The organism is Pseudooctadecabacter sp. (assembly GCF_965657175.1).
GTDB lineage: Bacteria > Pseudomonadota > Alphaproteobacteria > Rhodobacterales > Rhodobacteraceae > Octadecabacter.
This window is the reverse complement of record NZ_CBFHNH010000014.1, coordinates 45,971-72,766: the sequence shown is the minus strand read 5'-3', so window position 1 is coordinate 72,766 and position 26,796 is coordinate 45,971. Positions and strand designations below refer to the sequence as shown.

The following is a 26,796-nucleotide window of genomic DNA, read 5'->3' as shown; positions in this document are numbered from 1 at the left end:
AGCAGAAAACATAAATATATCAGCTTATTAAATGGTGCCCAGGGGCGGAATCGAACCACCGACACGAGGATTTTCAATCCACTGCTCTACCCCTGAGCTACCCGGGCACCGGTAGGGGCGAACCCCTTGGGTGAGCGCGTTTTAGAAGCGCACCAAAGGACTGTCCAGCCCCAAATTGCCCCCAATCGCAAGAACCCGCGAATTAGGACAAACGCGGGGGGTCTTCGTCGTCATCGGGGGCGGCGGCGGCGCGCTCCATAGCATCCAAAAGCTCATCATAATCATCAGGATTCTGCGACGGCACCGCATAGGCCCCGCCCAGCCATTTGGCCAGATCAAGGTCCGCGCAGCGTTTGGAACAGAACGGGCGATAGTCCGGATTGGTGTCTTTTTCACAGATCGGGCAAGCCATCACGCGAGCGCCTCCATGACCTCAGCCGGCAGGGGCAGCCGTTCACGTTTGCGTTGCAACTCATAGTGGCCCAGCGGCGTCCAACCGACCAAGGCGGTGTCCACCGTATCCGTCTTGAAGGCAGAGCGCAGAGCGCCCTCTATCTCACGCCTGTGGGCTTTGGACATGGGCGCCATATCAATCACAACCTGCCCGCCCAAACCCCGCAGCCGCAGCGCTCGCGGCAAGGCCCTGCAGGCCGCCAGATTGGCCTTGAGAGTTGACGCAGGCGACGTATCCCCGCCCGTGTTCACATCGACGGCCACCAAGGCGCGTGTGGGTTCCACATACATGAACGCAGGGCCGTCCAGCCCCACGCGCGGCTGTCCAAGGGACACCATCTGGCCCAGAACATCCATATCTTCAAACCCGCCCGCATCGGTCACGACCTTGGCCGGTTCGACCCAGTCGCGCCACGCCAGCACGTGGGGTCCGTCCCCTTCCGTCAGGGCCTCTGGCGCGCCGTCTGCGTCAGCCATGATGGCCGTGGCCAGCGCATCCATCGCCGCGATATCTTCGATGATGTCCTCGTCCGCAGCCTCCGCCGCAGAGGACCGGATGATCAGGCCGAAACCCTCGGCCACCCCTGCCTCATGGGCGCAGGCCAGCAGGCGGTCGCGCACATCGTCATCCCTGATCGCACGGCTGATGTTGATGCCGGGCTTGCCGGGCGTGACAATGGCATAGCGGGATTTGAACAACACACGGTCCGTCACCGGCACCGCCTTGCCATCGTCCGCATAGCCCGTCACCTGCACCAGCATGGACTGACCAAGGGCCAGCCCCTTGCCTTGCCGCAGAAACGCGGTCTCGCCGTCGGGCAGGCGCAGCATCATGCCGCCCATGCCCTTGATCGGACGGTCACACACCGCGCGGAAAATCGCACCGGGGCGCGGGGCGCTGTCGTCATCAACCAACAGGTCCGTCAGCTTTCCGTCCACCAACAACGCTGCGGCCTCACGCCCCGCGATGTGGTCCAAAACAATCACACGACCCTTCATGCCCACACCTTTATGCCCGCGTTCTGCAACGCATTCGCCGTTTCAACCAACGGCAATCCCATGACAGCTGCGAACGATCCGCCAATCCACGGAATAAACGCACCGGCTGGCCCCTGAATGGCATAGCCACCCGCCTTGCCGCGCCAATCATCTGTGGCCAGATAACCGGCGATTTCCGCATCACTCAGCCGCTTCATCTTCACGACGGTCATGTTGTCTTTGACGGTGATGCCAGCTGCGGTCTTGACCGAAATGGCCGTGATCACGCGGTGGCGCCGCCCCGACAGCATCCGCAAAAACGCCTCAGCCTCGCCCGCATCCGCGGGCTTGCCTAAAATCCGGCGCCCTACGGCCACGGTGGTGTCCGCGCACAGCACGACCTCATCCGCCGCACACTCCGACGCTTGCGCCTTTTCCAACGCCATGCGCCGCACGTAATCGCGTGGCTTTTCGTCCGTGTGGGGGTCTTCATTGATATCGGGCGCGCGCACCGCATCTGGCACCAGCCCAAGCTGCGCCAAAAGCTCCAACCGCCGTGGCGAACCGGAGCCTAAAATCAATCGGGGGGCGTCGCCCACCTTATTTAAAGCGGTAATTAATCCGACCCTTGGTCAGATCGTAGGGGGTCATTTCGACCTGCACCTTGTCGCCTGCCAGAACGCGGATGCGGTTCTTGCGCATCTTGCCTGCCGTATGTGCGATGATCGTATGGCCGTTTTCCAGCTCGACCAGGAATGTCGCATTCGGCAGGAGTTCCTTGACGACACCGGGAAATTCGAGCAGTTCTTCCTTGGCCATGTTCTCTCCATCAAAAAGTCCACCAAACGTGGACGGGGCCTAAATGGTCCGATCAGGGTGAATTTTCAAGGCCTAATTCAGCCCCTGCCCTGCGGCATCGCGGCCCCGCTGGCCCAAGTGGCGGCCTCAGCCGGTGCCCTCGCCCCAACGGTCCACCAGACGGTCGCGGATCTGATCGCGCGCCTGACGATAGGACACCAGCCGCGCCTCGCGGCTTTCGCCCAGCCCCGTGGGGTCCAGAATGGGCCAGTATTCCACCTCCAAGTGGCTGTGCCGCGCCAATTCCTGCGCCCGCCGCTGGCTTGCGGGCGACAGCGCCACCACCAGATCAAAGGACGACAGATCATCGCCCCAATCTTCCATCTCATCGAAACTGCGCGACCGGTGGCGCGACAGCTCCACATCGATTTCCTGACAGACGGCCACCGCAAACCCGTCAATATCCAGATCGGATTTCACCCCGGCGGACTGAATATAAGCCTCTGTTCCATATAGCTTTTTGGTGATCCCCTCGGCCATGGGCGACCGGACTGAATTGTGGTCACAGCAAAACAAAATGGACTGCGGCATCTCCCTCATCTCAGCCCCCGAAATGCAAAACACAGATCAGGGTGAACAGACGTCGCGCCGTGTCAGTGTCGACCTCCGCCTTGCCGTCGAGACGTTCCTCAAGGATGCGCGCGCCCTCGTTGTGGATGCCCCGCCGCGCCATATCGATCGTCTCAATCTGGCTGGGTGCTGCGGTTTTGACGGCGTCAAAATAGCTCTCACAAATCTGGAAATAGTCCTTCACCACCTGTCGGAACGGGCCAAGGGACAGATGAAACTCCCCCGCCGGATCGTCCTTTTCGGTGGCAATCTCAAAGACCAGCCGTTTTTGCCGGATCGACAGGCCCAATTTATACGGCCCCTCAGGGACTGCGCGCCCGTCGCGATCGGCCAGCGCAAAGGAATTCTCCTCCAACAGATCAAACATCGCGACCTTGCGTTCCTGTTCGATCTCCGGCGTGGGCGGCGGCAATGCGCGGTCGTCCAAGGCGATATCTATGATCTTCGTCATCAGGTCAGTCCCTGTTCAACCGGTCCAGCCGCGCGCGGACGCTGAGGCCATGAGCCTCCAAACTCTCCGAAATTGCAAGCCTCTCGGCGGCAGGTCCAATCGCGCGCAACGCCTCCGGCGTCATCCGCGCCAGTGTTGTGCGTTTAAGAAAATCCATCACCGACAAACCGCTGGAAAACCGCGCAGACCGCGCCGTGGGCAGCACGTGATTGGGCCCGCCCACATAATCGCCAATGGCCTCGGGCGTCCACGCGCCGATGAAAATCGCGCCTGCATGGGTGATCTGGGCCGTCAAAGCGTCCGCATCCGCCACACATATCTCCAAATGTTCGGGCGCAATCCTGTCAGACAATTCAACCGCCTCAGCCATATCGCGCACCGTGACAACAGCCCCGTAATCGCGCCAGCTTGGCCCAGCCACAGCGCGCCGTTCCAAGGTCTGCAACCGCGCCTCAACCGCATCGGCCACCGCCTGCCCGAAGGCCGCATCATCGGTGATCAGGATGCTTTGCGCGCTCTCGTCATGTTCGGCTTGGCTCAGCAAATCCAATGCAATCCAGTCCGGGTCATTGTCCGCATCGGCAATCACCAAAATCTCAGACGGACCGGCGATCATATCAATGCCGACCTTGCCAAAGACCCGCCGTTTGGCCGCCGCCACAAAGGCATTGCCCGGTCCGGTGATCTTGTCCACCGGCGCAATCGTCTCGGTCCCGTAGGCCAGCGCCGCCACAGCCTGAGCGCCACCGATCCGGTAAATTTCATCCACACCGGCAATTCGCGCGGCCATCAACACCAACGGGTTCACGGCCCCGTCAGGTGTGGGCACCACCATCGCCAACCGCCCCACACCGGCCACCTTCGCGGGCACCGCGTTCATCAACACCGATGACGGATAGGTCGCAATGCCGCCGGGCACATAAAGCCCTGCCGCGGACACCGGCGTCCAGCGCCAGCCCAGCGACGCACCCGCCGCATCTTCCCAGAAAGAGTCCTCGGGCATCTGCCGCGCGTGATAGGCACGAATGCGCTCTGCCGCCAGTTCCAGCGCCGCGCGGTCCTCGTCAGACACCTGCGCGCAATAGTCCTCAATCTCGGCCTCAGAAAACCGCAAACCGCCTGCCTGCAACGTCAGCCGGTCAAACTTCGCCGTCAACTCCAGAACCGCCGCATCACCGCGTGCGCGCACATCGGCAATGATCTCCGCCACAACCGCATCCACATCGGGGCTGTCTTCGCGTTTGGCTGCCAAAAGGGCGCCAAACCGCTGTTCAAAATCGGCGTCTGTGGTTGTCAGAAACTGTGGCATATCACTCTCCCGCTCCGCGCGGACATAGCGCGCCTGCCCTCTGCCTTCAATGCGCGACATCGCCCTTTCTCTGGTTCAAAAATACCTAAAAACGCAGCCGGGCGGCCCGGCTGCGGATCGGATTTGGCGAAGCCAAATTCGAAACCCTATTCGGGATGGTCCGGCTTGGCGCGCGATGGCGCCACATAGGGCCGTGTCACGTCCTTCAACAAGACCTCCAGCGCCTCAACCTCGACACGGATCGCGCCGTCTCCGGCCAGCGTCAGCTCCACAAACCCTGCCCCGTCGTCGGCGGCATGAAAGACGACGGTGAGGACAGACAACACCATCTCCGCGTCTTTCGGATCGACCCCTTGGGTCTGCACGCGGATCACATCTTCGATCATCAAAACCGACTGGACCCGCTCATAATCCCTGCGTCGCGCCTCGGCCTTGGGTGCGTCTTCCCACCGAAAGCGGTTCAACAACACCGCAAACCGCCGCCCCTTGCGGTCCCATTTCACTTCCGCTGCAGGAAAGACCGCATCCTGAACCAATCCTGACAGAATCCCAAGGTCGTCGGCATCCAAAGCCTTCAGGCGCAGCGGCTTTTCCGCGCCGTCCTCAAAGGTTGCGTCACTCATGATCCGGGCACCCGTTCAATATCGGCGCCCACGCCGCCCAGCTTGCCCGCCACGTCTTCATAGCCGCGATCAAGGTGGTAGACGCGGTTCACCTGCGTCTCGCCCTCGGCGCGCAAACCCGCCAAAATCAACGACACCGAGGCGCGCAAATCCGTGGCCATCACGGGCGCGCCCTTCATGCGCTCCACTCCCGTGACCGTGGCGGTGCCACCGTGCACCTCAATATCCGCGCCCATGCGCACCAGTTCCGGCGCGTGCATAAAGCGGTTCTCGAAAATCTTTTCTTCCAGCACGGACGTGCCGTCCGCAAAGCACAGCATCGCCATCATCTGTGCCTGCAAATCTGTCGGGAAACCGGGGAACGGCTCTGTGGTGACATCCACCGCATTGGGGCGATCGCCGCGCAACTTCACCTTCAGACCGGCCTTGGTTTCCTGCACATCAACGCCCGCCGCATCCAACTTCTCGGCAAAAGACGCAACCAGCGACATGCGCCCGCCCAGACATTCAACCTCGCCCCCCGCGATCACAGGCGCCAGCATATAGGTGCCCAACTCAATCCGGTCGCTGACGACGGGGTGGGTCGCGCCGTGCAACTGATCGACCCCTTGGATGGTGATCGACGACGTCCCGTCGCCCTCAATCTGTGCGCCCATCTTGCGCAGACAGGTCGCCAGATCGACGATCTCAGGCTCACGCGCGGCGTTGTTGATCACGGTCGTGCCCTTGGCCAAGGTCGCGGCCATCATGATGTTTTCGGTCGCCCCCACAGAGGCAAACGGGAAATCAATCACCGCCCCCTTCAACTTGCCGCCATCTGCTTTGGCATGCAGATAGCCGTCTTTCAGATCAATCTCAGCGCCCATCTTGGCCAGACCATCGGTGTGAATATCCATCGGCCGCGCACCAATGGCACAGCCGCCGGGCAGCGACACAATCGCATGGCCCTCGCGCGCCAGCAAAGGCCCCAGCACCAGGTTGGACGCGCGCATCTTGCGCACGATGTCATAGTCGGCGGTGGTGTTGATCGCGCCGTGACACGACATGGTCTGCACCTTGCCATCCTGCAGCGACGAAATCTCGGCGCCCAAGGATTCCAGCAGCAGCGTCATCGTTTTGATGTCACTCAACCGTGGCGTATTGGTCAGCGTCAGTGGCTCGTCACTCAGCAAGGTGGCGGGCATCAAGGTCAGTGCTGCGTTCTTGGCACCCGCAATCTCGATCTGGCCTGACAGTGGCTTGCCGCCCCGTACAACGATGGAATCCATGCCTGTTACTCTTTCTTATCTGCGGCGTCACCGCCTGTCTTTGGCGCGGCTTGCGCCTGTGCTTTCTGTCTGGCTTGCGCCTTACGGCGTCCCAGGTTTGCCTTTAGCGCGGCCTTCAACCGGTCCTCGCGGGATTGGCCAGCCGTGGGGGTCGTTTTCCTGCTCATGGTGCTTGTTACCCCACAGCGCAAAAACCGTCCAGAGAGGGCTTGCATGGTCGCCCATTTGCGTCTAATCCCCGCGCCACGGTTGCTGCCGTAGCTCAGAGGTAGAGCACTCCCTTGGTAAGGGAGAGGTCGAGAGTTCAATTCTCTCCGGCAGCACCATCCCCCCTTCGACCCCCAACACACACACCGCCGCTAAACGCCGTCCCGTTTTGCGCGCGCGCACCCTCTGGGCGAATCGTATTGCGCCATCTTGGGGCCAAATTGAAGCGGCCACCTGCCCAAACCCACCCCGCGAAACAGCCCGAAATCCACCCCATTTTCTGCGTCGTTTTTCTGCACCTGCAGCACGCCGATCCGGCTAACCCTGTATGGTGAATCCCGCCCCGAACTGGGCCGCACCCTGCCCAATCCGCAGACCCTCGCTGCAGCGCACCGATGGAAAATCTCCAAAAACCTCTTGCCGAAACCGGTTTCGGAAAACAGCCTGAGTCGCAGGGAGAAAATTTCACAATGCAGCCGCATGCCACGTCCATGTCCAAACCGGCCCGTCGTGTCACCATCAGTGACATGGCCGATGCCCTTGGTTTGACCAAGTCTACCGTGTCGCGTGCGATGAACGGCTACACCGACATTTCACCGGCCACCCAATTGCGTGTCAAACGCATGGCCGAACAGATGAACTACCAACCGCTGAGCCACGCACAGGCCATCAAAACCGGCCGCACGCGCGCCTTGGGGTTTGTGCTGCAACTGTCCGACCACGACGCACACCGCCCCTTTCTGGCGGAATTTCTGGCCGGTCTGTCGGCGGGGGCCTCCGACGAAGGCTACACCTTGACCGTGGCCTCCGCCGACAGTGACGCCACCTTGTTTGACACCTTCCGCAGCCTGCGCCGTGACGGCAAAGCCGACGGGTTCGTTCTGCCGCGTGCCATGGTCCGCGACCCGCGCGTGGCCCTGCTGCGCGAAATGGACGTGCCCTTCGTTCTGTATGGCCGCCAAGACGACCCCAAGGGCTGCAGCTGGTTCGACATCCGCGGCGAAGACGCGATCCATGAAGCCGTGCTGCACTTGGCCGAACTGGGCCACAGCCGGATCGCCTTTATCAATGGCGGTACGAAATATTCCTACGCCCGCCTGCGCCATCAGGGGTTTGTCTCCGGCATGGCCGAGGCGGGGCTGGACGTTGATCCGGACCTTGTGATCGAAAACAAGGTGACACTGGCCGAAGGTCAGGCCGCCGCCGCCACACTTCTGGAGGCCGCAGCCCCGCCGACAGCCATCGTCTGCGCCGTGGACCGCGTGGCCTTGGGCGTCTACCGCGCCGCCGCCCAGCGCGGGCTGTCCATCGGATCCGACCTGTCGGTGACGGGCTATGACGGGATCGAGGACGGCACCCACGTCCACCCCGCCCTGACAACCTTTGCCGTCGACAACCGCGACGCGGGCGCACGGCTGGCCAAACTTTTGATCCGCCGCCTGCGCGGCGAGGATCCCGAAACACTGCGCGAGACGGCCTCAGCGCAGTTCATCAACCGTGGCTCAACTGGGCCGCGACACGACAAATGCCGAAACAACATCTCAATGGGAGGAAAACAATGAGAGTTTCAATGAAAACAGCGTTGCGCACCGGGGTGGCCATGGCCATCGCCCTGTCCGCCACGACCCTTGCCGCAGAAGAGCTGCGCTTCTGGACCACAGAAGAACAGCCCGAACGTCTGGCCCGCCAAGAAGCCATGGCCGCAGACTTTGCCGCCGCCACCGGCTACACGGTTGAGGTCATTCCAGTGTCTGAAAACGATCTGGGCACACGCGCCACAGCAGCCTTCGCCGCAGGCGATCTGCCCGACGTGATCTACCACACCTTGCAGTATGCCGCCCCTTGGGCCGAAGCGGGCATTCTGGACACCGACGCCGCCACTGACGTCATCGAAATGCTGGGCGCAGACACCTTCGCCCCCGGTGCTTTGAACATGGCAGCCGTTGACGGCGGCTATGCCTCCGTTCCGGTGGACGGCTGGACCCAGATGCTGGTCTACCGTGCGGATCTGTTTGCTGAAAAAGGTCTTGAGCCCCCAAACAGCTACGCCAACGTGCTGGCCGCCGTAGAGGCCCTGCACAATCCGCCAGAGATGTACGGTTTTGTCGCCGCAACCAAGGTCGACGAAAACTTCATGAGCCAGGTTCTGGAACATGTGTTCCTCGCCAACGGTGTGTCCCCTGTGGATGCCGACGGTGTGGCCGAACTGGATGAAGCCGCCACAATCGAGGTGCTGGAATTCTACAAAGCCATCGCAGAAGCCTCACCCCCCGGTGATCTCTATTGGGATCAGTCCCGCACGCTCTATTTCTCGGGCAATGCGGCGATGATCATCTGGTCTCCGTTCATTCTGGACGAACTGGCCGGTCTGCGCGACAGCGCCCCGCCCACAATCAACGATGATCCAACGTCGTCCGATCTGGCAGCGGCGACGGGTGTTGTGACCAACTTCTCCGGCCCATCGAACCCTGATGGGGCTGCTTGGGGTGACGTGCGTTACTTCGGGATCACCGCTGATGCGGCCACCGATGCGGCGATGGAATTCGTTCAGTATTCCATGTCCGAAGGCTACGGGTCCACACTGGCCATCGCGCCTGAAGGCAAGTTCCCCGTGCGTCGCGGTACTGCCGACAATCCAACCGAATACGCCGATCTCTGGGCAACCCTGGATGTGGGTGTAGACCGCAAAGCGCCACTGGGTGATCTTTATGACGCGGCGATGATTGACGAAATCGTCGGCGGTCTGGATGTGGCCCAGCGCTGGGGCGTGGCCGAAGGCCAGCTGTCGGCGGCTTCTGCGATCATCAACTCTCAGGTGATCAACCGTCTGGTGCGTGAATACATCGACGGCGAACGCGATGCGGCAGCCACTGTGGTTGAACTGAACGCGGCCATCGCCGGCGTCCAGTAACGCAGGTCCCAGGGCGCGCCCCGCTGACACCGGCGGGGGGCGCCCACACCCCATTTCTTTTTAGAGATCAGGAGACCCCAATGGCGGACCTCGGCCCCCCGATTGGCACTGGCCCATTAGGCAAACGCGAAGCGCGCCTTGCATGGGGGCTGTTGTTGCCCACCATCACTGCCGTGGCCTTGGTCGTGGTGTTGCCCCTGCTGGCGATCTTCTGGATTTCGTTCAAACCGGTTGAACTGGGCGATCTGCGCGCGCCCGAAGTGGTCCTGCGCGAGGACATTCGCGGCGATGCGGATGTGCTGAACGGTGAGGCCGCCCTGCGCTACCGTTTGCGCAATTCCTCACAAGACCAACCCATCACCGGCGTGACCTTCACCGATACACTGCCTGCGGGCCTGACGGTCACTGACCTTGATCCCCGCTGCACACTTAATGATCGTGTACTGGCCTGTGATCTGGGCGATTGGGACCCCGGCACCCGTGAAACCCTGACCATCCCCGTGACCGTCGGACAGGCCTATCTGGACGCGAAGGTGCGCCCCCAAGACAGCCCCGCGGCCACCACCGGCACGGCCTCCAACATCCTGACCAATGCGACCTTCACCTTGGACAATTTCAAACGGGTGTTCAGTGGGGACGAATTTCTTGAGGTCCTCTGGGTGACCCTGTTCTACACCGTCTTTGGCACAATCGGTGCACTGCTGGTGGGTCTGTTCGCGGCCCTGCTGCTGAACAAATCCTTCAAAGGTCAGGGCATTTTGCGGGGGCTGTACCTCTTTCCTTACGTGGCCCCGATCATCGCCGTGGCCTTTGCATGGTTGATCTTGTTCGACCCGTTCTCAGGATCGGCCAATGCGCTGTTGGTGCAGATGGGTGTGACGCCCGAGGCGATCAATTTCTTTGGTGAGCGGCCCTTGGCCCTGATCATGGTCACGGTCTTTGAAATCTGGCGCTATTTCCCGCTGTCGTTCCTGTTCATTCTGGCACGGATGCAAAGCATCGACACAGATATGTATGAAGCCGCCGACATGGACGGCGCGTCGCCCTTCCAACAGTTCTGGTATCTGAGCATGCCGCAGCTTCTGGGCATCCTGAGCGTGTTGTTCCTGCTGCGGTTCATTTGGACGTTCAACAAGTTCGACGACATTTTCCTGCTGACAGGCGGCAACGCGGGCACGCGGACCTTAACGGTGAACGTCTATGAACAGGCCTTTGCGGTCTCCAACATCGGGGCCGGTGCGGCCGTGGCGGTGGTGATCTTTGCCTGCCTGCTGACGTTTTCGCTGTTTTTCCTGAAATACATCAGCCGCGAGGAGGGTCTGTGATGGGTTTTTCGAATGCCTTCGGCATCCGACCATTCGGGGCTTCGCCCCCGCGCTGCGCGCTCCCCCAGAGTTTTTTGGGCCAGATGAAGGAGGGACCGACGTGGGTGTCTTGAGGTACGGATATATCACGGCCCCGGTGTTGGGCGCGCTTTGGATGGTTGTTTTGTCCGTCACCATTTCTGTGGCCATGTCCTTTGCCACCGGTGATCCGTTTCGCCCGTCTATCTGGCTGAGCCTGTTTTGGGGCGCGGTTGCGGCCATCGGGGCTGCCGGCTTGATCGGCCAAAAGGGGGCCCTTTGGGGGGTCATGCTGGCTCTGATTGGTGTGACGTTGACGCCTTATGGCCCTATTGGGCGGGGCGAGACGGGGATGTTTGCCACGGCAGTGGCCGCCTTGGCCCTAGGCGCAGTCTTTGTGTGGTCGGTGCGCAAAATCCTGCACGACACGCCTATGGGCGCGCTGACGCGGCATGAATTCGAGGGCGCGATCATCCGCTTCCTCACCGGGTTTGGCTATATCTTCTTCACCGCGATCGTGCTGATCCCCTTCTACGTCATGGTGATGACCAGCCTGAAAAATCAAGGCGAGCTGATGCAGAACCCCCTCGATTTCTCGATCGATCTGAGCAAGGGCGCCGATCTGTTCCGCAGCTATGATGAGCTGTTCACCCAGTTCAATTTCGGCACTTATATGTTCAATTCCTTCTTCATTTCGGTGCTGACGGTCTTCATCACGCTGGCCTTTGCCATCCCCGGTGCCTACGCCGTGGCACGGCTGCGGTTTGCAGGACAGGCCGCGTTTTCACGCTCTATCCTGCTGATCTACATGGTGCCGATGATCGTGCTGGCGCTGCCGATCTACATAGCCTTTTCCATGACCGGCCTGCGCAATTCGTTTTGGGGGATCGTGATGATCTATCCGGTCACGACCATTCCCGTGGCGCTTTATATGTTGCAGGGCTACTTCCGCGGCCTTCCGGCGGAGGTCGAAGAGGCGGGGCTGATGGACGGGCTGTCACGGCTGGCCGTGATCTGGAAGATCACCCTGCCCCTGTCCCTGCCCGCGCTGGCGTCGGTGTCGCTTTATGTCTTCATGATCGCATGGAACGAATTCCTGCTGGCCTTCATGCTGCTGGACGATCCATCGAAATTCACACTGACGCGCGGCATTGCCTCGCTCAATTCTTCAGAAATTCCGCGCCAACACCTGATGGCGGGCTCCGTGGTGGCGACCGTGCCGATCATGGCGCTTTTCCTCGGGTTGGAACGCTTCATGACGAAAGGGCTGACCGCCGGGTCAGTGAAAGGATAGGACGATGACGGACCTTTATGCACAAGCGCGGCAAATCCTGCGCGACAACGACAAGGGCGGCTATACCCTGCCGACCCATGGCCTCTATCCTTACCAGTGGAACTGGGACAGCGCCTTTGCCGCTTGGGGGTTCACCACCTTTGACCCCGACCGTGGCTGGACGGAATTGGAGACCTTGATGACCGGCCAGTGGGACGACGGCATGGTCCCCCATATTATCTTCCATCAGCCGGACCCCGGCTATTTCCCCGGCCCCGATGTCTGGCAAGGGCGGGGGCCGATCCCGTCCTCCGGCATCTCCCAGCCGCCCGTTGCGGCCACCTTCATGGCCAAGATGTTGACGATGCATCCCGCAGGCGAGGCACGCGCCCGTGCCATTTGGTCCAAACTGAAGGACTGGCACCGCTGGTTCATGGAGTGGCGGCTGGATCAGGGTGCCGTCTGCGTCACCCACCCGTGGGAAGCAGGCCGCGACAATGCCCCCGATTGGGACGCCGCCATGGCCGAGATCAATGCAGATGACGTGGGCGACTACACCCGCCGTGATACGTCCCATGTTGATCCGGCCATGCGCCCGACCAAATATGACTACGACCGCTACATCAAACTGGTGCAGATCGGCGTCTCGGTGAACTGGGATCAAGAGAAACTGTTGGCCGTGAACCCGTTCCGTGTGGCGGACCCGACGATGACCTTCACCCTGCTGCGGGCCAACCGTGACCTGCTGGCCATGGGGCGCCGTTTTGGGGAGGATGTCTCGGACATCGAAGACTGGATCAAGACGCTTGAGGCCGGTGCAGCTACGCTCTGGAACCCTCAGATCGGCGGCTACGACAGCCGCAATGTGCGCAGCGGGGCATTCAACGGCATCTTGTCCAACGCATCCGCGCTGTGCTGGTACGCTGGCATCAACGACGCGCGTGCCCTGCCCGCCATTGAACGTATGCTTGCGGCCTGCACCTTCGGGCTGCCCAGCTACGATCCTGCCGCTGACGGGTTTGAACCCTTGCGCTACTGGCGCGGGCCAAGCTGGCCGATCATGAACTACCTTGTCGGCTCCGGCATGGAAGAACAGGGCATCGACGCCGCCGCAGCCCGCATTCGCGGCGACACCGCACGCCTGATGGAAGAAAACGGCTTTGCGGAATACTACGATCCCCACACCGGCGCACCGGCGGGCGGGGGCACCTTCACCTGGACAGCGGCCGTCTGGCTTGGCTGGGCGGGCAACCAACCCGAAACGCGGCAAGGGGCAGCCTGATGTCATCCATCACACTTAAAGCGGTCGAAAAATGGTTCGGATCGGTACAGGTCATCAAGGGCGTGGACCTTGAAATCAACGAAGGTGAATTCGTCATTTTCGTGGGCCCCTCAGGCTGCGGCAAATCCACCTTGCTGCGCATGATCGCGGGGCTTGAGGAAACGTCGCGCGGCCAGATCATGATCGGTGACCGCGACGCCACGTCCGAGCCGCCCAGCAAACGCGGGCTTGCCATGGTGTTCCAGTCTTACGCGCTTTATCCGCATATGTCCGTGCGCGACAACGTGGGCTTTCCGCTGAAATCCGCAGGTCTGTCCAAGGCCGACATTGACGCAAAGGTGGATGAAGCCGCCCGCGTTCTGAAACTTGACGCCTATATGGACCGCAGGCCCAAGGACCTGTCCGGCGGCCAACGTCAGCGCGTGGCCATTGGCCGGTCCATCGTGCGCGACCCCACGGCGTTTTTGTTCGACGAACCGCTGTCCAATCTGGACGCCGCCCTGCGGGTTGAGATGCGCTATGAAATCGCCAAGCTGCACCAGACGCTGAAATCCACCATGATCTACGTCACCCACGATCAGGTGGAGGCGATGACACTGGCCGACCGGATCGTTGTGCTGGAATTCGGCAAGATCGCCCAAGTCGGCACCCCGCGAGAGCTTTACGAAAACCCCGCCAACCTGTTCGTGGCGCAGTTCATCGGCTCGCCCCGCATGAACGTGATCCCCGCAGGCACGATCAGCGGCGTCAGCCTGCCGGACGGGGCGGTCTCTGTCGGGTTGCGGCCCGAACATATCACCCTTGTGGACGCCGGTGCAGGGCAGTTGGATGGCACCGTGGACGTGCTGGAATACCTTGGCGCGGATACCTTCGTGATCCTGTCGTGCGGCGATGCGGGCCAGATCACCGTGCGGGTCAATGGATCGGCAGATTATGTGCCCGGCGACCGCGTGGGGCTGACCGTGCCGCAAAACCTGCTGCACGCCTTTGGCGCAGACGGGCTGGCGATCCGGTGAACACCGATGCAGGCTGGCCCCGACGGCCACCTGCACATACGCGCACAGTCGGTGTTTTCAGACGTCGAATTGATCTTGCGGCGGTTTGCCACACGTTGCGGGGCATCACTGACGCAAACGATCAAAAGATCCTTGCCATGAAAACCCTCCTGCTGTCTTCGCACTGACGGCTGCCGCCGCCACATCTGTCTGGGCCGAGGCCGCGCCCTATACCCTCGACGCCTCCCACAGCCAGATCGTGTTCCCCTATGATCACCTGGGCTATTCGCGCACGACGGGCATGTTCTCGGGCTTTGAAGGCACGATCATGTTTGACGAAGCCGACCCACGCGCCTCATCTGTCGAAGTCTCCTTTCCCGCCGAAAGCCTGATCACCGGCTGGCCCGCCCGCGAAGGCCACTTCCTGTCCGACGATTTCTTCGGCGCCGAAGCCAACCCTGTTGCGTCCTTCACCTCCACCGCGATCGAAGTGACCGGCGACAACACCGGCGATCTGACCATCAACGGCATCACCCAATCGGTGGCACTGGACGCCAAACTGAACCAGGCCTCCAACCACCCGATGCAGGAAAAGCCATGGGTGGGCTGTGACGCAACAACGACACTGTTGCGGTCCGACTTTGACATGGGCAACTTCGCCCCCTTCGTGGGTGACGAGGTTGAAATCTACATCTCCATCGAAGCGGCCGCTGCGGACAGCTAAACCCGTCTGAGACGTCGGAACAGGGCGCGGGTCAGCAATGATCCGCGCCCTTTTTCGTGACGTTACCGCGTGGCGGTCAACTCCACCGCCACCTCAACCGCGAACCCGACGGAGCTTTCGTCATCATAGCTCGCCCCGATCCCGAAATCGCGTCGGTCCAATGTGACAGCGCCAGTTCCGCTGTCGGGGTCATAGGAAATATCCGACGTGACAGCCTCAAAATGGCCCGTACTGGCCGAGCCAAGCTGTTGCACCGTAAAGGCCAAATCCGTCTCAACCGGGGTCCAATCGCCCCCGCCCGCAGTCTGCGCTTGGCTGCCGCCACCGGGCGGCCCCAAGGACACCAGCGTCAGCCCCAACTCACCAACCCAGATCGCCGTCGACGCCACAAAAGCCGCCACATGGCCGCCCGCGCGCGCAGGATCACCGGCGTCCGTTCCGCGCCACATCCGCGACAGCGTGCTGTCGTGGTCCACCAGCGCATGTTTCAACGCCCCCGCAATATGTGCGGCCACTGGGATCCCCAAGGTCGCCCCCGCCGCCCAATGCACCATGCCCGCCGCTGCAGCCCAGCTTTCGGATTTGGGCACAAACGGCAGCGATTGCCCAAAGGGCCACCAGATCGGGGCAAAGCCATCCTCGGCGGCATGCATCACCCAGCCTGACAGGGGCAGACTAAACAAAGCGGCATAAAGACCCCAGTGGGCGGTTTCTGCCGCGAACGTCTCAACCCGCCGGTCCGGATGCAACGGCACGGGGCACGGGGCACGGCTGGCTCAGCGCCCAAATCACGCGGCTCAAGGCGAGGGCCAGAACCGTCACACCGATGGTCTAATGGGCCGAAAAGACCGTCGTCAGAAACCCTATGTTGTCCGCCGTGGGCGCTGTGCGAATACCCACCTGCCCCAAGATCATCGCCCCGATAATCAAAACGGCAATCGTCCAATGCAAAACGCGGGCAAGGCTGCCGTAGCGGGTGGCGGTGTTGGTGATCATGGGACCGCTCCTTTGATGTCTGTGCATCAAGATAGCGGGACAGCCGCGATTTGCACTCCCCGCCCCGTCACAGCCCATGTGCATGGGCGCAGGTCTTGATTGCGGCCCAAATCGCGTGTTTGCTGATGGGGGACCAACCTGACGGAGGCCAATCTGTCAGGGGCAGACATGCGCTCCACCTCCTTTCGCGACGCGAATTTAAGCCGGACAGTGACCACAGACACTGATTTTTTCCTTGCCGATCTGACGTATGTTGATGGCGCACCCGATCTTTCTAAGGCGAATTTACAGTTGGCGTCTTTGGCCCACAGCACAATTGGCCGCCTGCACCTGCGTTGGGACGAGGGCCTGCCGTCGGGCGTTTACGGTGCCACCGTCTACAACCTGCATCTGGAGTTTGACCCTGAGCCGACCCAGATTTGGTACGAAGATGCGGGCGGTTATGTCAGCCTCGCGGAAGCAGACATTTGGTCAATTCACGCCGCCGACGTCCACTTACCGCTGCTGGGTCTGGACGGTGTCATCATTCGCGAGGGCACGTTTGAGCGCGCGCAAGGTCATTATTCATATGAATCACCTGAACCCGGCGCAGGCTGGACCCTAGCCGAAATTCAGGACGCGACCTTCCAAGATGTGAGCTTTCGGGATGCCGATCTCTCCGGCATGACGTTTAAGAACAGCCGGTGCATCCGCTGCGATTTCACAGGGGCCGATCTGACAGAGACAGTCTTCGATCAGGTCGAAATGACTGGCAGTACCTTTTGTGACGACACCGGATGCGCCACCGGCCTGACCACCGCGCAGACCGGCGGCATGTTCGTCTTGGGATCACCGGACGACGCAGACGCCAGCATCACAGACATGTTCTACCGCCGCGAATTCATCAGTAATTCAGAACAGGTCGTGACCCAACGCGCCCTTGATGACGATGACGTTGCCTTGCGTGTCTGCCAAGACACCCGCCTGTCTGATATCAGCGACAGGGAGCTTGCGACCTATGACATGCTGCAGCTTCGCGTGGCCCTCATGGAATTGACCTGCACACCATAAAACCCATCCCCAAACGAATACCGGCGCGCAAGTTGCCCTGCGCGCCGGTCTGTCCGGATCAAACAGCGACGGGGGTCAGGCCGCCCATTCCCAAGGCCGTGTAAAGCTGCCCAGTGCAGCGGTCACGGCCTCATCAGTGGCCTCACCGGTCTTGGTCACTTGGGCCACCAGCCCGCGCTTTTTGTCTTCCGTGACAGTGGTCACTTCCGCCCCCACACCGGCCTCCGCCAGCGCCTTGTTGTAAATCCGCGTGATCGCAGATTTGCGCAGGTCAGGCTTAAAGATTTTTCCCACGGCGGTTTTGGGCAATTCATCCAGAATTTCCAGATGCTTGGGGAAGGCTGCACGCTCATGGATGTGGTTTTTGGCGAACTCCATCAGTTCTTCCACCGTGACAGAGGCCCCGTCGACCAGTTCCACATAGGCGGCTGGCACCTCACCCGCGTGGGCATCGGGCTGGCCGATGGCACCGGCGAAGGCCACCTGCGCGTGACCGGCCAAGGCCTCCTCAATTTCGGCGGGATCGATGTTGTGACCCCCGCGGATGATCAGGTCCTTGGCGCGGCCCGTGATCCACAGATACCCGTCCTCATCAATGCGCCCCAGATCGCCCGTGCGCAGATACTGGCGCGCTTTGACGTTGGCACCGGGGTAATAGAGGTCCGCGTTCTTGTCGGCCTCCGTATAGGTGTCGCCTTGGCTGACACCAGGGGAGTAGACGCAAATCTCACCGATCTCATCAGTGCCCAGATCAAGCTGTGTCGCAGGATCGACGATGCGCACGTTGGTATAGGGGAACGGACATCCGATGGAGCCGACCTTCTTCTCCCCCTCAGGCGGGTTGATGGACACAAGGCACGTGGCCTCCGTCAGACCGTAGCCTTCGCAGATGTTCACACCGGCGGCGGCCTCAAACTTCTTATACAGCTCAAGCGGCAGCGGGGCTGACCCGCAGAAGGCCAACCGCAGGCTGTCGATATTGGCATTCACAGGGCGCTGCATCAGGGCCGACATGGCCGTCGGCACGGTGATCATGAACGTCGCCTTGTGGCGTTCGATCAGCTTCCAGAAATTGTCGAACACGCCATCCCCGCGATACCCCTGCGGTGTTGGGAACACGATCTGCGCCCCCGAGGACAGCGACGCCCCCATGGCCACAATCGTCGCAAAGACGTGGAACAGCGGCAGCGGCACCATTTGCACGTCCTCATGGGTGAACAACAATCGGTTGCCCAGCCACGCGTTGTAGATGATCCCCGAATTGCGGTGCTGTGCCACCTTGGGCATGCCCGTGGTGCCGCCTGTGTGGAAATAGGCCGCAACGCGGTCTTCTTTGGGGTCGTCGAATTTCAACGTGCTGGGCTGTTTTGCGATGGATTTGTTGAAATCAATCACCGTGGCACCGTGGTTCACCTTCACCTTGGGGCGGATCAGCGGCACGATCAGTTTCTTGATACCGGTGAGGTATTTAAGCAAATCAACCTCAACCACCGTCTTGACGTTGGGCGCCAAATCCACGGCCTCCGCCGCCTTTTGCGCCACATCCGTTTTGGGGAAGGCGCGCAGGGTGACCAGCACCTTGGCATTGGTCTCACGCAGGATCGCGCCGATCTGATCGGCATCGAGCAACGGGTTGATCGGGTTCACAATGCCCGCGACTGTGCCGCCCAAATAGGTCAGCACCGTTTCCATGGAATTGGGCAGCAGGAAGGCCACGACGTCATCGGACCCAACGCCCAGATCACGGAAGAGGTTCGCCGTCTGGGCCACTTTGCCCTGCAACTGCGACCACGTCAGCGTCTCGTCGGGGTCATTCTCACCCGAAAACATCTGGAACGTGACCGCCTTTCGGTCCCCGTATTTGCCTGCCGTCTCACCCAGTTGGGCCCAGACCGAATGGGGCAGCTCACGCTCCGCCCATGGCATTTCATTCTCAATCGCATTCCGATCGGCCATTGACGCAAAAGTCATGGTCGCACCTCCCTAAGTAAAGGCCGCCTCCTCCGGCGGCTTCGTGTCCCTGCGCCCACGATGTGGCGGAACGCCGCGCTGCGCAAGTGGGACGTGGCGGTATTTGGGGTTTGGGGGGCTGGTGGGGCGCTTTGCGGGGCAAGTTGGCCGACTGGAATTGACCTTTGAAGGTCTGCTTTCGTTGCCTGTCGATGTGACCCCATTCGCTGAGCGATAACTAGAAATGCAGCAGAGTCCTTAATCTACTCGGCCAGATTAAGGAGCGCGAAGGCCGTGACCTAAGTCGAGGCGAAGGCGCAACGCGTGACGGATCAGCTCGTGGATGGGGTGGAGGTTTTAGTCGGCAGGGCTTTGGCTGCCAGGGTTCGATAATGGCCAAGGACGTGATTGCTAGGATGGCGATGACGAACGGCCATAAAGACCGCCAGAGTAAGGTTTTACGCTGTGATAGCTTGAGCATTCGGCCTATCCTTCATAAAATTTCTGAAGGACATTTTGGAGTAAAAATGCAAGAAAATGGCCCCCACCCAGTTAGCCACGAGATTGATCCCGACCTTTTTACAGTCTCGATGCTGGCTGTGGCATCTATAGGCACCGTCGGAACTATCATTCAGTCAATCGTATCAATAATTTCTCTTAAAGATACGAGACGACGAGAAATGGAGCGCGAAAAACTCAAACCAAATATATGAGAATATTGAAGAATCCGCACGGGATCTACGTCGGGCATTCGAGCGTCTCGAGACAATATTTGAGCAACAACAGCAACGCACCCAATCGAACAGCTTCGAAAATGAGCCTCGTTTTGGCACTTTTGCAGCAGATTTTAATCGGGAGGAATTTTCTTCCTACAAGAGACAGGACCAAAATCTTGCAAAAAGTCTAAACGGATTGAGAACGTGGTCACTTCATATGCAAGCGCAAAATTCTTCTCATAGGTTTCCAAATGAAGAGGCGTTGGCCGACGAATTAGGAGATTTGGTTGAGGTCAGTAACGAAATAATATTTGGCACCAACACCCACAGAGAGCAAACCAGACTCATCAAAACAAGCTTAGAGCGGATTGAAAGAGCCATCGAAGGCGCGAGGCGAAAACAAAATTAGCTCTATCCTAGGCCAGATTTTTGATCGTGGTCGCCGGTTTAGTACAGAGGGTATTTTGCGGAACAACAGACAAGCGGCCTATTTTCCACCGCTAAATGCTCCGTTCAAAACTCAAGCAGTTGTTGAAGTTTTTTACCCCACTCGGTGTAGCAGACATTAGTTGTATTACAAAAAAAACGGGAAAGTGGCCTCAAACCTGACCTTCGGCGCATCAACCGAAAACCCCTCCCCCTACTCCGCCGCAATCCCGTCGGTGAACTGCAACCGCGCCAGCCGCGCATAAAGCCCGTCTTCGGCCACCAGCGCATCATGGGTGCCCTGCGCTACAATCCGCCCCTGATCAAACACCAAAATCCGGTCCGCTTTCTTGACCGTGGCCAGCCTGTGCGCCACGATCAGGGTCGTGCGATCCGCCGACAGATGATCCACCGCCTGCTGCACCGCACGCTCAGATTCCGCGTCCAAAGCGCTCGTCGCCTCATCCAGCAACAACACCGGTGCATCTCGCAAAATCGCCCGCGCAATGGCGATCCGCTGTTTTTGTCCGCCCGACAACATGACACCCCGTTCGCCCACGTAGCTGTCATAGCCCTCAGGCAAGGCCGACAAAAAGTCATGCGCCGCAGCCGCCTTTGCCGCAGCCTCCACCTCGGCATCCGTTGCCTCAGGTCGGCCAAAGCGGATGTTCTCACGGGCCGAGGCCGCAAAGATCACCGGGTCCTGTGGCACCAGCGCCATGTGGCGGCGGAAATCGGACCGCGTCAGATTCGCCAAGTCCACCCCGTCAAAGACGACGCGCCCCGCCGCCGGATCATAAAACCGCAACAACAGCTGAATGATCGTCGTCTTGCCCGCCCCGGACGGGCCCACCAGCGCCACCGTCTCACCGGGGTGCACGGTAAAGGACACACCATCCAACGCCGCCACATTGGGCCGCGCCGGATAGGAAAACCGCACGTCTTCAAAGGCGATCTCACCATGGCGCCGGTCGGGCACCGCCACAGGCTGCGCCGGATCACGCACCGCGTCCTCAGCCGTCAGCAATTCCACCAGCCGCTCCGTCGCACCGGCCGCGCGCTGCAACTCCGACCAAATCTCGGTCAGAGCGGCCACGGCCCCCGCGACCATGATTGTATAGATCATGAACTGCACCAATTCGCCCACGGTGATCACACCGGAGCGCACGTCCGATGCGCCCATCCACAAAAAGCCAACGATGGCCGAAAACGCCATGAAAATCACAATCGCCGTCAGAACAGCCCGCGTCCCGATCCGGCGGCGCGCGGCCTCAAAACTGCGTTCGGTCACATGGTGGAAACTCGACCGGCTCGGCCCCTCATGGGTGAAGGCCTGCACCGTCTGCGCGCTCAACAATTGTTCTGACGCATCGCCCGAACTCTGCGCAATCCAGTCCTGATTTTCCTTGCTCAACCGGCGCACCTTGCGGCCCAGAATGATGATCGGAAAGATAATCACCGGAATGGGCCAAAGCACCATCAACGACATCTTCACAGAGGTCCACAGCATCAACCCGATGCCGCCAAACAGGATCAACAGATTGCGCAGGGCAATGGACACCGACGACCCGATCACGCTGAGGATCAGGGTCGTATCCGTGGTGATCCGGCTCAACACCTCACCGGTCATGATCCGCTCGTAGAACGCGGGGCTCATCCCGATCATGCGGTCAAAAACGGCCATCCGAATGTCTGCAACCACCCGTTCGCCCAGCCGTGTTACGAAATAATACCGCAACGCCGTGCCCACGGCCAACACGGCCGCAATGCCAATGGCCGCACCGAAATAGCCGTCCAGCAAGGCCACATCCGCGGACTCGAAATTGTCGACAACCCGCCGCACTGCCAAGGGCAACACCAGCGACATGGCCGCCGTGATCACCAGCGCCGTCACAGCCAGAGCGATCATCCAGCCATAAGGCCGCAAGAAGGGCCACAATGCGCCGAGCGCACCGATCTCTTTGGACCGCGCGCGCTCCTCGCTCGCTGCTCTGGGGGCCTCCGCCATGATCACTCCTCACTTACCTTAAAGGCAGACTTAATCCGGCGCGCCCGAAGGCACAACAGGTCAGGGACGCGCAGCCGCCTGCTTCTTGGGTTCTGAAATACCTCCGCCGGAGGCCAAATTTTCGCAGAAAATTTGCACACCGCCCACCGCAGGTGCTGATCGCAGATCAATCTGTCCCGAAAAACTGATGGAGCGGGCGGCGGGAATCGAACCCGCGTCATTAGCTTGGAAGGCTAAGGTCTTACCACTACACAACGCCCGCGCCGTGTGGGGATGGAATACGCCGCCTCGCTGACAGGGTCAAGACGCCACATGCGCCAAATCATCTGGGCAGAGGGGCAAAAATCCCTATAGTCCCGCGCCATGACAAACCTGCTTTACGACGCGCTCATCGCGCCCCATCGGGGCAACACTGCCCCGTTTCTGGCGCTGGATAGTGGCACCACCCTGTCCTTTGATGACTTCACCAAACGTGCCGCGCAAATCGCCCATGTGCTTGTGCACAACGGCGTAAAGCCCGGCGACCGCGTGGTGGTACAAGCCCCCAAATGCGCGGATTTTCTGGCACTTTATGCAGCCTGCCTGCAGTCGGGTGCGGTGTTTTTGCCGCTCAACACCGCCTACACGCAGGCCGAGCTGCGCTATTTCATCGAAGATGCGGACCCCGCCCTCGTGGTCTGCGCGCCGGCCGCTATAGCAGACATCACTCCCATCAGCGCGCCCCGCCCGGTCCTGACGCTGGGCACCATCGGGACTGGCACCCTCAGCCATGCCGCCGATGCGGCCCCCACCACCTTTCAAACCGTCCCGCGCGGGGCGGATGACCTTGCGGGGCTGCTCTATACCTCCGGCACCACGGGGCGGTCCAAGGGCGCGATGATGTCGCATCGCAACCTGCTGTCCAACGCCCACTCCCTGAAAGGCCTGTGGCAAATCACCAATCAAGACCGCCTGATCCACGCCCTGCCGGTCTTTCACACCCACGGGCTGTTCGTGGCGATGAACACCGCACTTCTGGCAGGCGCGCAGGTGCGGCTGATGGGGGCGTTTGATCTTGATACGATCTTTGACGAACTGCCCCGATCCACCCTGATGATGGGCGTGCCAACCTTTTACACCCGCTTGCTGGCCGACCCACGCCTCACCCGCGACAGGGCCGCCAATATGCGGCTTTTCATCTCCGGCTCGGCGCCGCTTCTGGCCGAAACCCATCGCGCGTTCGAAGACCGCACCGGCCACCGCATCCTCGAACGCTACGGGATGACGGAGACGAATATGATCACCTCAAACCCCTACGACGGCCCGCGCATCGCGGGCACCGTGGGCATGGCCCTGCCCGGGGTTGAGGTCCGCATCCGCACAGACGGCCAGCCCACACCTGCGGGCGACATCGGCACGCTTGAGGTCCGCGGCGCCAACGTCTTTCAAGGCTATTGGAACATGCCCGACAAAACCGCCGAGGACATGACGACGGACGGGTTTTTCATCACCGGCGACCTTGCCACCATGGACGCGGACGCCCGCGTGACCATCGTAGGCCGCGCCAAGGACCTGATCATCTCGGGCGGCTACAACATCTATCCCAAGGAGATCGAAGACGTGCTGAACGCCGTTCCAGGCGTTTTGGAAACAGCCGTTTTTGGCGTGCCCGATGCGGATTTTGGCGAAACAACCGTGGCCGCCATCGTGCCCACGGATGCGGACACCCCGCCCGATGACGCGACCCTGACCCAAGCGGTCACCGCCGCGCTTGCGCGGTTCAAACACCCCCGCCGCTACGTGGTCCTGCCCGCGCTGCCGCGCAACACCATGGGCAAGGTCCAGAAGACCCAACTGCGCGCCGACCACGGATAAACACGCAAAAGCCCCGCAGCTTTCACTGCGGGGCCTCTGAAGTCTCAAAATGATCGGGGCTTATTCAGCCGGTGTCGCCTGCGTGTTTACTGTCACGGATTCAACGCCCGCCGCCTCACGGCGACCATCGTTGTAGACCGCTTTCAGCAGCGAAATACACATCAGCGCCATCACCACCGAGAACGGCAGCGCGCCGATGACCATCGCCGTCTGAATGGCACCTGTGCCGCCAGAGATCAGCAAACCGCCAACCACCAGCGCCAGTGCCGCACCCCAGAACAGGATATGTGGACGCGCTTTCGGGCCTTCGTCGCCTGCCGCATTGATGGTGTTCACGATCAGCACCGCAGAGTCAGCCGACGTCACAAGGAACGTCATCAGCAAGACCACGATCAGAACCGCCATCGCCCAGGCCAGCGCCTCAGCAATTGGGGCCAGCATGAACTCGGTCATGGCGAAGATCTTGTCGCCGTTTGCCGCGCCAAAGATCGTGTCGCCTGCCTCACCGTTCAGCGTCAGGTCAATCGCGGTGCCACCGGCCCATGCGAACCAGACAAAGCACATCAGCGCAGGCACGATCATCGCACCCAGCACGAATTCGCGGATCGTCCGGCCACGGGAAATCCGTGCCAGGAACAGGCCCACGAAGGGTGCAAATGCAATCCACCACGCCCAGTAGAACACGGGCCACCAGCCCTGCCACTGCGCCAGCAAGAAGCTTTCAGACCCTTCCACACCGTCCGAGACGAAGACGTTGAACGACATCCATGGCAGTGCCTTCAGGTACTCCCAAAAGCCCACGAAGAAGGCGTTCACGCCGAACCATGTGGCCCCGAAGATGATGAAGAAGCCCAGCAGGAAGATCGACAGAACCATGTTGATGTTGGACAGCCATTTGATGCCCTTGCCCACGCCGGACATGGCCGACAGGGTCGACGCGCCCATGATGAACAACAGCGCCACGATGATGCCGACCGTTGTAGCCGATCCGTCTTCCATCACCAGCCCGCTGATGCCGATCCGGTTCAGACCGGCGACAAACTGTTCCACACCAAAGCCCAGCGTCTGCGCCACGCCAAGGATCGTTGCCACAACGGCGACGATGTCGATGATATTGCCCAGCGGACCCGACAGCGCCTTACCAAACAGCGGCGTCAGCGAGGACCGGATCGTCAGCGGCAGCCCGCGGCGGTAGGCGAAGAACGCCAGCGCCAGACCGGCAATCGCATAGGTCGCCCATGCGCTGAACCCCCAGTTCAGGTAGGACCATTCATAGGCCGCCATGATGTTGTTTTCCGCGCTCGCATCCGTGAGGCCCTGAATAACCGACGGGTTGTTCTGGAAATGCGCCACCGGTTCGGCCACAGCCCACGTCAACATGCCCACACCGATACCGGCACCAAACATCATCGAAAACCACGAAAAGTTGGTGAATTCCGGCACTTCGTGATCCGCGCCCAGCTTCATGCGGCCCGACGTCGGCCACAGCGCCAAGATCAGACAGGTGATCACGAACGCCGCCGTCACCCAGATGTACCACGATGCGAAAATCTCAAGAATGACGGCATTCCAGTTGCCCAGAACAGCGCCCGCCTGAATGGGCCAGACAATGCACCACACCGCCAGAACGGAGATGATGATCTTACTGATCACGGCCACATTGACACTGAAGCCACTGTAAAAACCGCTATCAGCTGTCTTAATCGGAAGGTCCGACAAAGGAGGTTTGATAGACATAATTGTTCCCTAATTTTTTATTTCCCTAGGGTTAACATCACGTGAATGTCGTGATGAGACAAGGATTCTGTCGGTTTTGGCCCGATATTGCGGGTTTTCGACCCAAAATCGCGTGTTTACATCCCAATCAGCGGCAAACTGGGGGATGCGGTGGCGTCAGACGTCCAGCGGATCGATCAGCTCCGGCCCCGTGGCGCGGTTGGAATTGACGGCCTTGTCCACCCGGTGAAACTGCAAGGTGTCCTCACCCGTGGCTTGCATCAAAGTAGCCGCCCCTTTGCCTTCCTCCCCCAGCCACAGGCCCCAGTCTGAGGGCTCCAGTATGACCGGAATGCGGTGGTGGATTTCGGCCATGGCGGCATTGGCCGCCGTGGTGACAATGGCCGCCGTTGCACCCACCTCTCCCCAGTCCTGCCAGATCGCGGCAAAGGCCATGGGCGCCGCATCGCTGCGCTGGATGTACCACGGTAGCTTGGTGCCGTCCTCAAGCCGGGTCCATTCGTAAAAACCGGCGGCGGGAATGATGCAGCGCCGTGCGCGACAGGCGGATTTGAAGGCAGGCTTCTCCGCGATGGTCTCGGCCCGCGCGTTGATCAACAGCGGCCCGCCGTTTGGCTTTTTGTACCAATGGGGGATGCAGCCCCACCGCATGGGTCGATACCGCCGCGCGCCACCGTCGGCCGTTACAGTTGCGACCTGCACCGTGGGGCAGACATTGTAATTGGGCACCTCAGGCAGATCATTTGCGGGGGCCGCGTCAAACATCTGCGCCATGGCGTCATGGGGTAAGGTGATGGCCATCCGTCCGCACATC

At 60.7% G+C, this 26,796-nt stretch carries 25 protein-coding genes and 3 tRNA genes; 11 read left to right on the top strand and 17 right to left on the bottom strand.

The features are described 5' to 3' along the window. Positions 1–32: 32 nt before the first annotated feature. The 10 genes from ACTG36_RS12265 to murA form a co-directional block, all read right to left on the bottom strand. Positions 33–107, bottom strand: a tRNA-Phe gene (locus tag ACTG36_RS12265). A gap of 95 nt (positions 108–202) precedes the next feature. Beyond that, complete coding sequence (locus ACTG36_RS12260; protein ID WP_375282140.1) at positions 203–412, bottom strand: DNA gyrase inhibitor YacG; 210 nt, start codon at positions 410–412, stop codon at positions 203–205. Continuing rightward, positions 412–1,452: a ribonuclease E/G gene (locus ACTG36_RS12255; protein ID WP_375282141.1), complete on the bottom strand. Its 1,041-nt coding sequence runs from the start codon at positions 1,450–1,452 to the stop codon at positions 412–414. Before ACTG36_RS12255 ends, ACTG36_RS12260 begins: the two co-directional genes overlap by 1 nt. After that, positions 1,449–2,030 carry a Maf family protein gene (locus tag ACTG36_RS12250; RefSeq protein ID WP_375282142.1) on the bottom strand — a complete coding sequence of 194 codons (582 nt, stop codon included), beginning with the start codon at positions 2,028–2,030 and terminating at the stop codon, positions 1,449–1,451. Before ACTG36_RS12250 ends, ACTG36_RS12255 begins: the two co-directional genes overlap by 4 nt. A gap of 1 nt (position 2,031) precedes the next feature. Beyond that, on the bottom strand, positions 2,032–2,250 hold the full coding sequence (gene infA / locus ACTG36_RS12245; RefSeq protein WP_008186030.1) for a translation initiation factor IF-1: 219 nt from the start codon (positions 2,248–2,250) through the stop codon (positions 2,032–2,034). 126 nt (positions 2,251–2,376) lie between these two features. Beyond that, positions 2,377–2,829 carry an arsenate-mycothiol transferase ArsC gene (locus ACTG36_RS12240; RefSeq protein WP_375282143.1) on the bottom strand — a complete coding sequence of 151 codons (453 nt, stop codon included), beginning with the start codon at positions 2,827–2,829 and terminating at the stop codon, positions 2,377–2,379. Between the two features lies 1 nt (position 2,830). Continuing rightward, entirely contained in the window at positions 2,831–3,310 is a 480-nt protein-coding gene (locus tag ACTG36_RS12235; RefSeq protein WP_375282144.1) for a UPF0262 family protein, read from the bottom strand. Between the two features lie 4 nt (positions 3,311–3,314). Beyond that, positions 3,315–4,619, bottom strand: a complete 1,305-nt coding sequence (hisD, locus tag ACTG36_RS12230; protein WP_375282145.1) for a histidinol dehydrogenase — start codon at positions 4,617–4,619, stop codon at positions 3,315–3,317. 146 nt (positions 4,620–4,765) lie between these two features. After that, entirely contained in the window at positions 4,766–5,242 is a 477-nt protein-coding gene (locus ACTG36_RS12225; protein ID WP_439142470.1) for a DUF2948 family protein, read from the bottom strand. Further along, positions 5,239–6,510 (bottom strand): UDP-N-acetylglucosamine 1-carboxyvinyltransferase, encoded by a 1,272-nt coding sequence (gene murA / locus ACTG36_RS12220; RefSeq protein ID WP_375282147.1) that lies wholly within the window; start codon positions 6,508–6,510, stop codon positions 5,239–5,241. Before murA ends, ACTG36_RS12225 begins: the two co-directional genes overlap by 4 nt. A 251-nt stretch (positions 6,511–6,761) precedes the next feature. Between murA and ACTG36_RS12215 the strand changes: the two genes are divergently transcribed. The 8 genes from ACTG36_RS12215 to ACTG36_RS12180 all read left to right on the top strand — a co-directional run bounded on the left by ACTG36_RS12215 (position 6,762) and on the right by ACTG36_RS12180 (position 15,245). Continuing rightward, positions 6,762–6,836, top strand: a tRNA-Thr gene (locus tag ACTG36_RS12215). 351 nt (positions 6,837–7,187) lie between these two features. Continuing rightward, complete coding sequence (locus ACTG36_RS12210) at positions 7,188–8,279, top strand: LacI family DNA-binding transcriptional regulator (RefSeq protein WP_375282148.1); 1,092 nt, start codon at positions 7,188–7,190, stop codon at positions 8,277–8,279. Positions 8,280–8,287: 8 nt separating this feature from the next. Further along, complete coding sequence (locus tag ACTG36_RS12205; RefSeq protein WP_375282149.1) at positions 8,288–9,628, top strand: ABC transporter substrate-binding protein; 1,341 nt, start codon at positions 8,288–8,290, stop codon at positions 9,626–9,628. 80 nt (positions 9,629–9,708) lie between these two features. Beyond that, positions 9,709–10,953 carry an ABC transporter permease subunit gene (locus ACTG36_RS12200; protein WP_439142467.1) on the top strand — a complete coding sequence of 415 codons (1,245 nt, stop codon included), beginning with the start codon at positions 9,709–9,711 and terminating at the stop codon, positions 10,951–10,953. 109 nt (positions 10,954–11,062) lie between these two features. After that, positions 11,063–12,265, top strand: a complete 1,203-nt coding sequence (locus ACTG36_RS12195; protein WP_375281918.1) for a carbohydrate ABC transporter permease — start codon at positions 11,063–11,065, stop codon at positions 12,263–12,265. A 4-nt stretch (positions 12,266–12,269) separates the two neighbouring features. Beyond that, on the top strand, positions 12,270–13,526 hold the full coding sequence (locus tag ACTG36_RS12190) for an MGH1-like glycoside hydrolase domain-containing protein (RefSeq protein WP_375281901.1): 1,257 nt from the start codon (positions 12,270–12,272) through the stop codon (positions 13,524–13,526). Next, positions 13,526–14,542, top strand: coding sequence for an ABC transporter ATP-binding protein (locus ACTG36_RS12185; protein ID WP_375281902.1), 1,017 nt, complete (start codon positions 13,526–13,528; stop codon positions 14,540–14,542). Before ACTG36_RS12190 ends, ACTG36_RS12185 begins: the two co-directional genes overlap by 1 nt. Positions 14,543–14,780: 238 nt before the next feature. After that, on the top strand, positions 14,781–15,245 hold the full coding sequence (locus tag ACTG36_RS12180) for a YceI family protein (protein ID WP_375281903.1): 465 nt from the start codon (positions 14,781–14,783) through the stop codon (positions 15,243–15,245). A gap of 62 nt (positions 15,246–15,307) precedes the next feature. Here ACTG36_RS12180 and ACTG36_RS12175 read toward each other — a convergent pair whose 3' ends face one another. Beyond that, a complete protein-coding gene (locus tag ACTG36_RS12175; RefSeq protein ID WP_375281904.1) occupies positions 15,308–16,000 on the bottom strand; it encodes a cytochrome b in 693 nt (230 codons plus the stop codon). Positions 16,001–16,076: 76 nt separating this feature from the next. Continuing rightward, complete coding sequence (locus ACTG36_RS12170; protein ID WP_375281905.1) at positions 16,077–16,241, bottom strand: hypothetical protein; 165 nt, start codon at positions 16,239–16,241, stop codon at positions 16,077–16,079. 138 nt (positions 16,242–16,379) lie between these two features. Between ACTG36_RS12170 and ACTG36_RS12165 the strand changes: the two genes are divergently transcribed. Further along, entirely contained in the window at positions 16,380–17,291 is a 912-nt protein-coding gene (locus tag ACTG36_RS12165; RefSeq protein WP_375281919.1) for a pentapeptide repeat-containing protein, read from the top strand. Positions 17,292–17,366: 75 nt separating this feature from the next. On the opposite strand, the gene ACTG36_RS12160 is transcribed toward ACTG36_RS12165, so the two are convergent. After that, positions 17,367–19,262, bottom strand: a complete 1,896-nt coding sequence (locus ACTG36_RS12160) for an acyl-CoA synthetase (RefSeq protein ID WP_375281906.1) — start codon at positions 19,260–19,262, stop codon at positions 17,367–17,369. 371 nt (positions 19,263–19,633) lie between these two features. Between ACTG36_RS12160 and ACTG36_RS12155 the strand changes: the two genes are divergently transcribed. Beyond that, a complete protein-coding gene (locus ACTG36_RS12155) occupies positions 19,634–19,954 on the top strand; it encodes a hypothetical protein (protein ID WP_375281907.1) in 321 nt (106 codons plus the stop codon). 643 nt (positions 19,955–20,597) lie between these two features. Here ACTG36_RS12155 and ACTG36_RS12150 read toward each other — a convergent pair. Together ACTG36_RS12150 and ACTG36_RS12145 are read right to left on the bottom strand one after the other, a co-directional pair. Further along, entirely contained in the window at positions 20,598–22,391 is a 1,794-nt protein-coding gene (locus ACTG36_RS12150) for an ABC transporter transmembrane domain-containing protein (RefSeq protein ID WP_375281908.1), read from the bottom strand. A 188-nt stretch (positions 22,392–22,579) separates the two neighbouring features. Continuing rightward, a tRNA-Gly gene (locus ACTG36_RS12145) sits at positions 22,580–22,653 on the bottom strand. Between the two features lie 101 nt (positions 22,654–22,754). Here ACTG36_RS12145 and ACTG36_RS12140 point away from each other — a divergent pair. Next, a complete protein-coding gene (locus ACTG36_RS12140) occupies positions 22,755–24,245 on the top strand; it encodes an AMP-binding protein (RefSeq protein ID WP_375281909.1) in 1,491 nt (496 codons plus the stop codon). A gap of 60 nt (positions 24,246–24,305) precedes the next feature. Here ACTG36_RS12140 and ACTG36_RS12135 read toward each other — a convergent pair whose 3' ends face one another. Then, positions 24,306–25,982, bottom strand: coding sequence for a BCCT family transporter (locus tag ACTG36_RS12135; protein WP_375281910.1), 1,677 nt, complete (start codon positions 25,980–25,982; stop codon positions 24,306–24,308). A gap of 156 nt (positions 25,983–26,138) precedes the next feature. Beyond that, positions 26,139–26,795 (bottom strand): SOS response-associated peptidase, encoded by a 657-nt coding sequence (locus tag ACTG36_RS12130; RefSeq protein ID WP_375281911.1) that lies wholly within the window; start codon positions 26,793–26,795, stop codon positions 26,139–26,141. Position 26,796 lies beyond the last annotated feature (1 nt).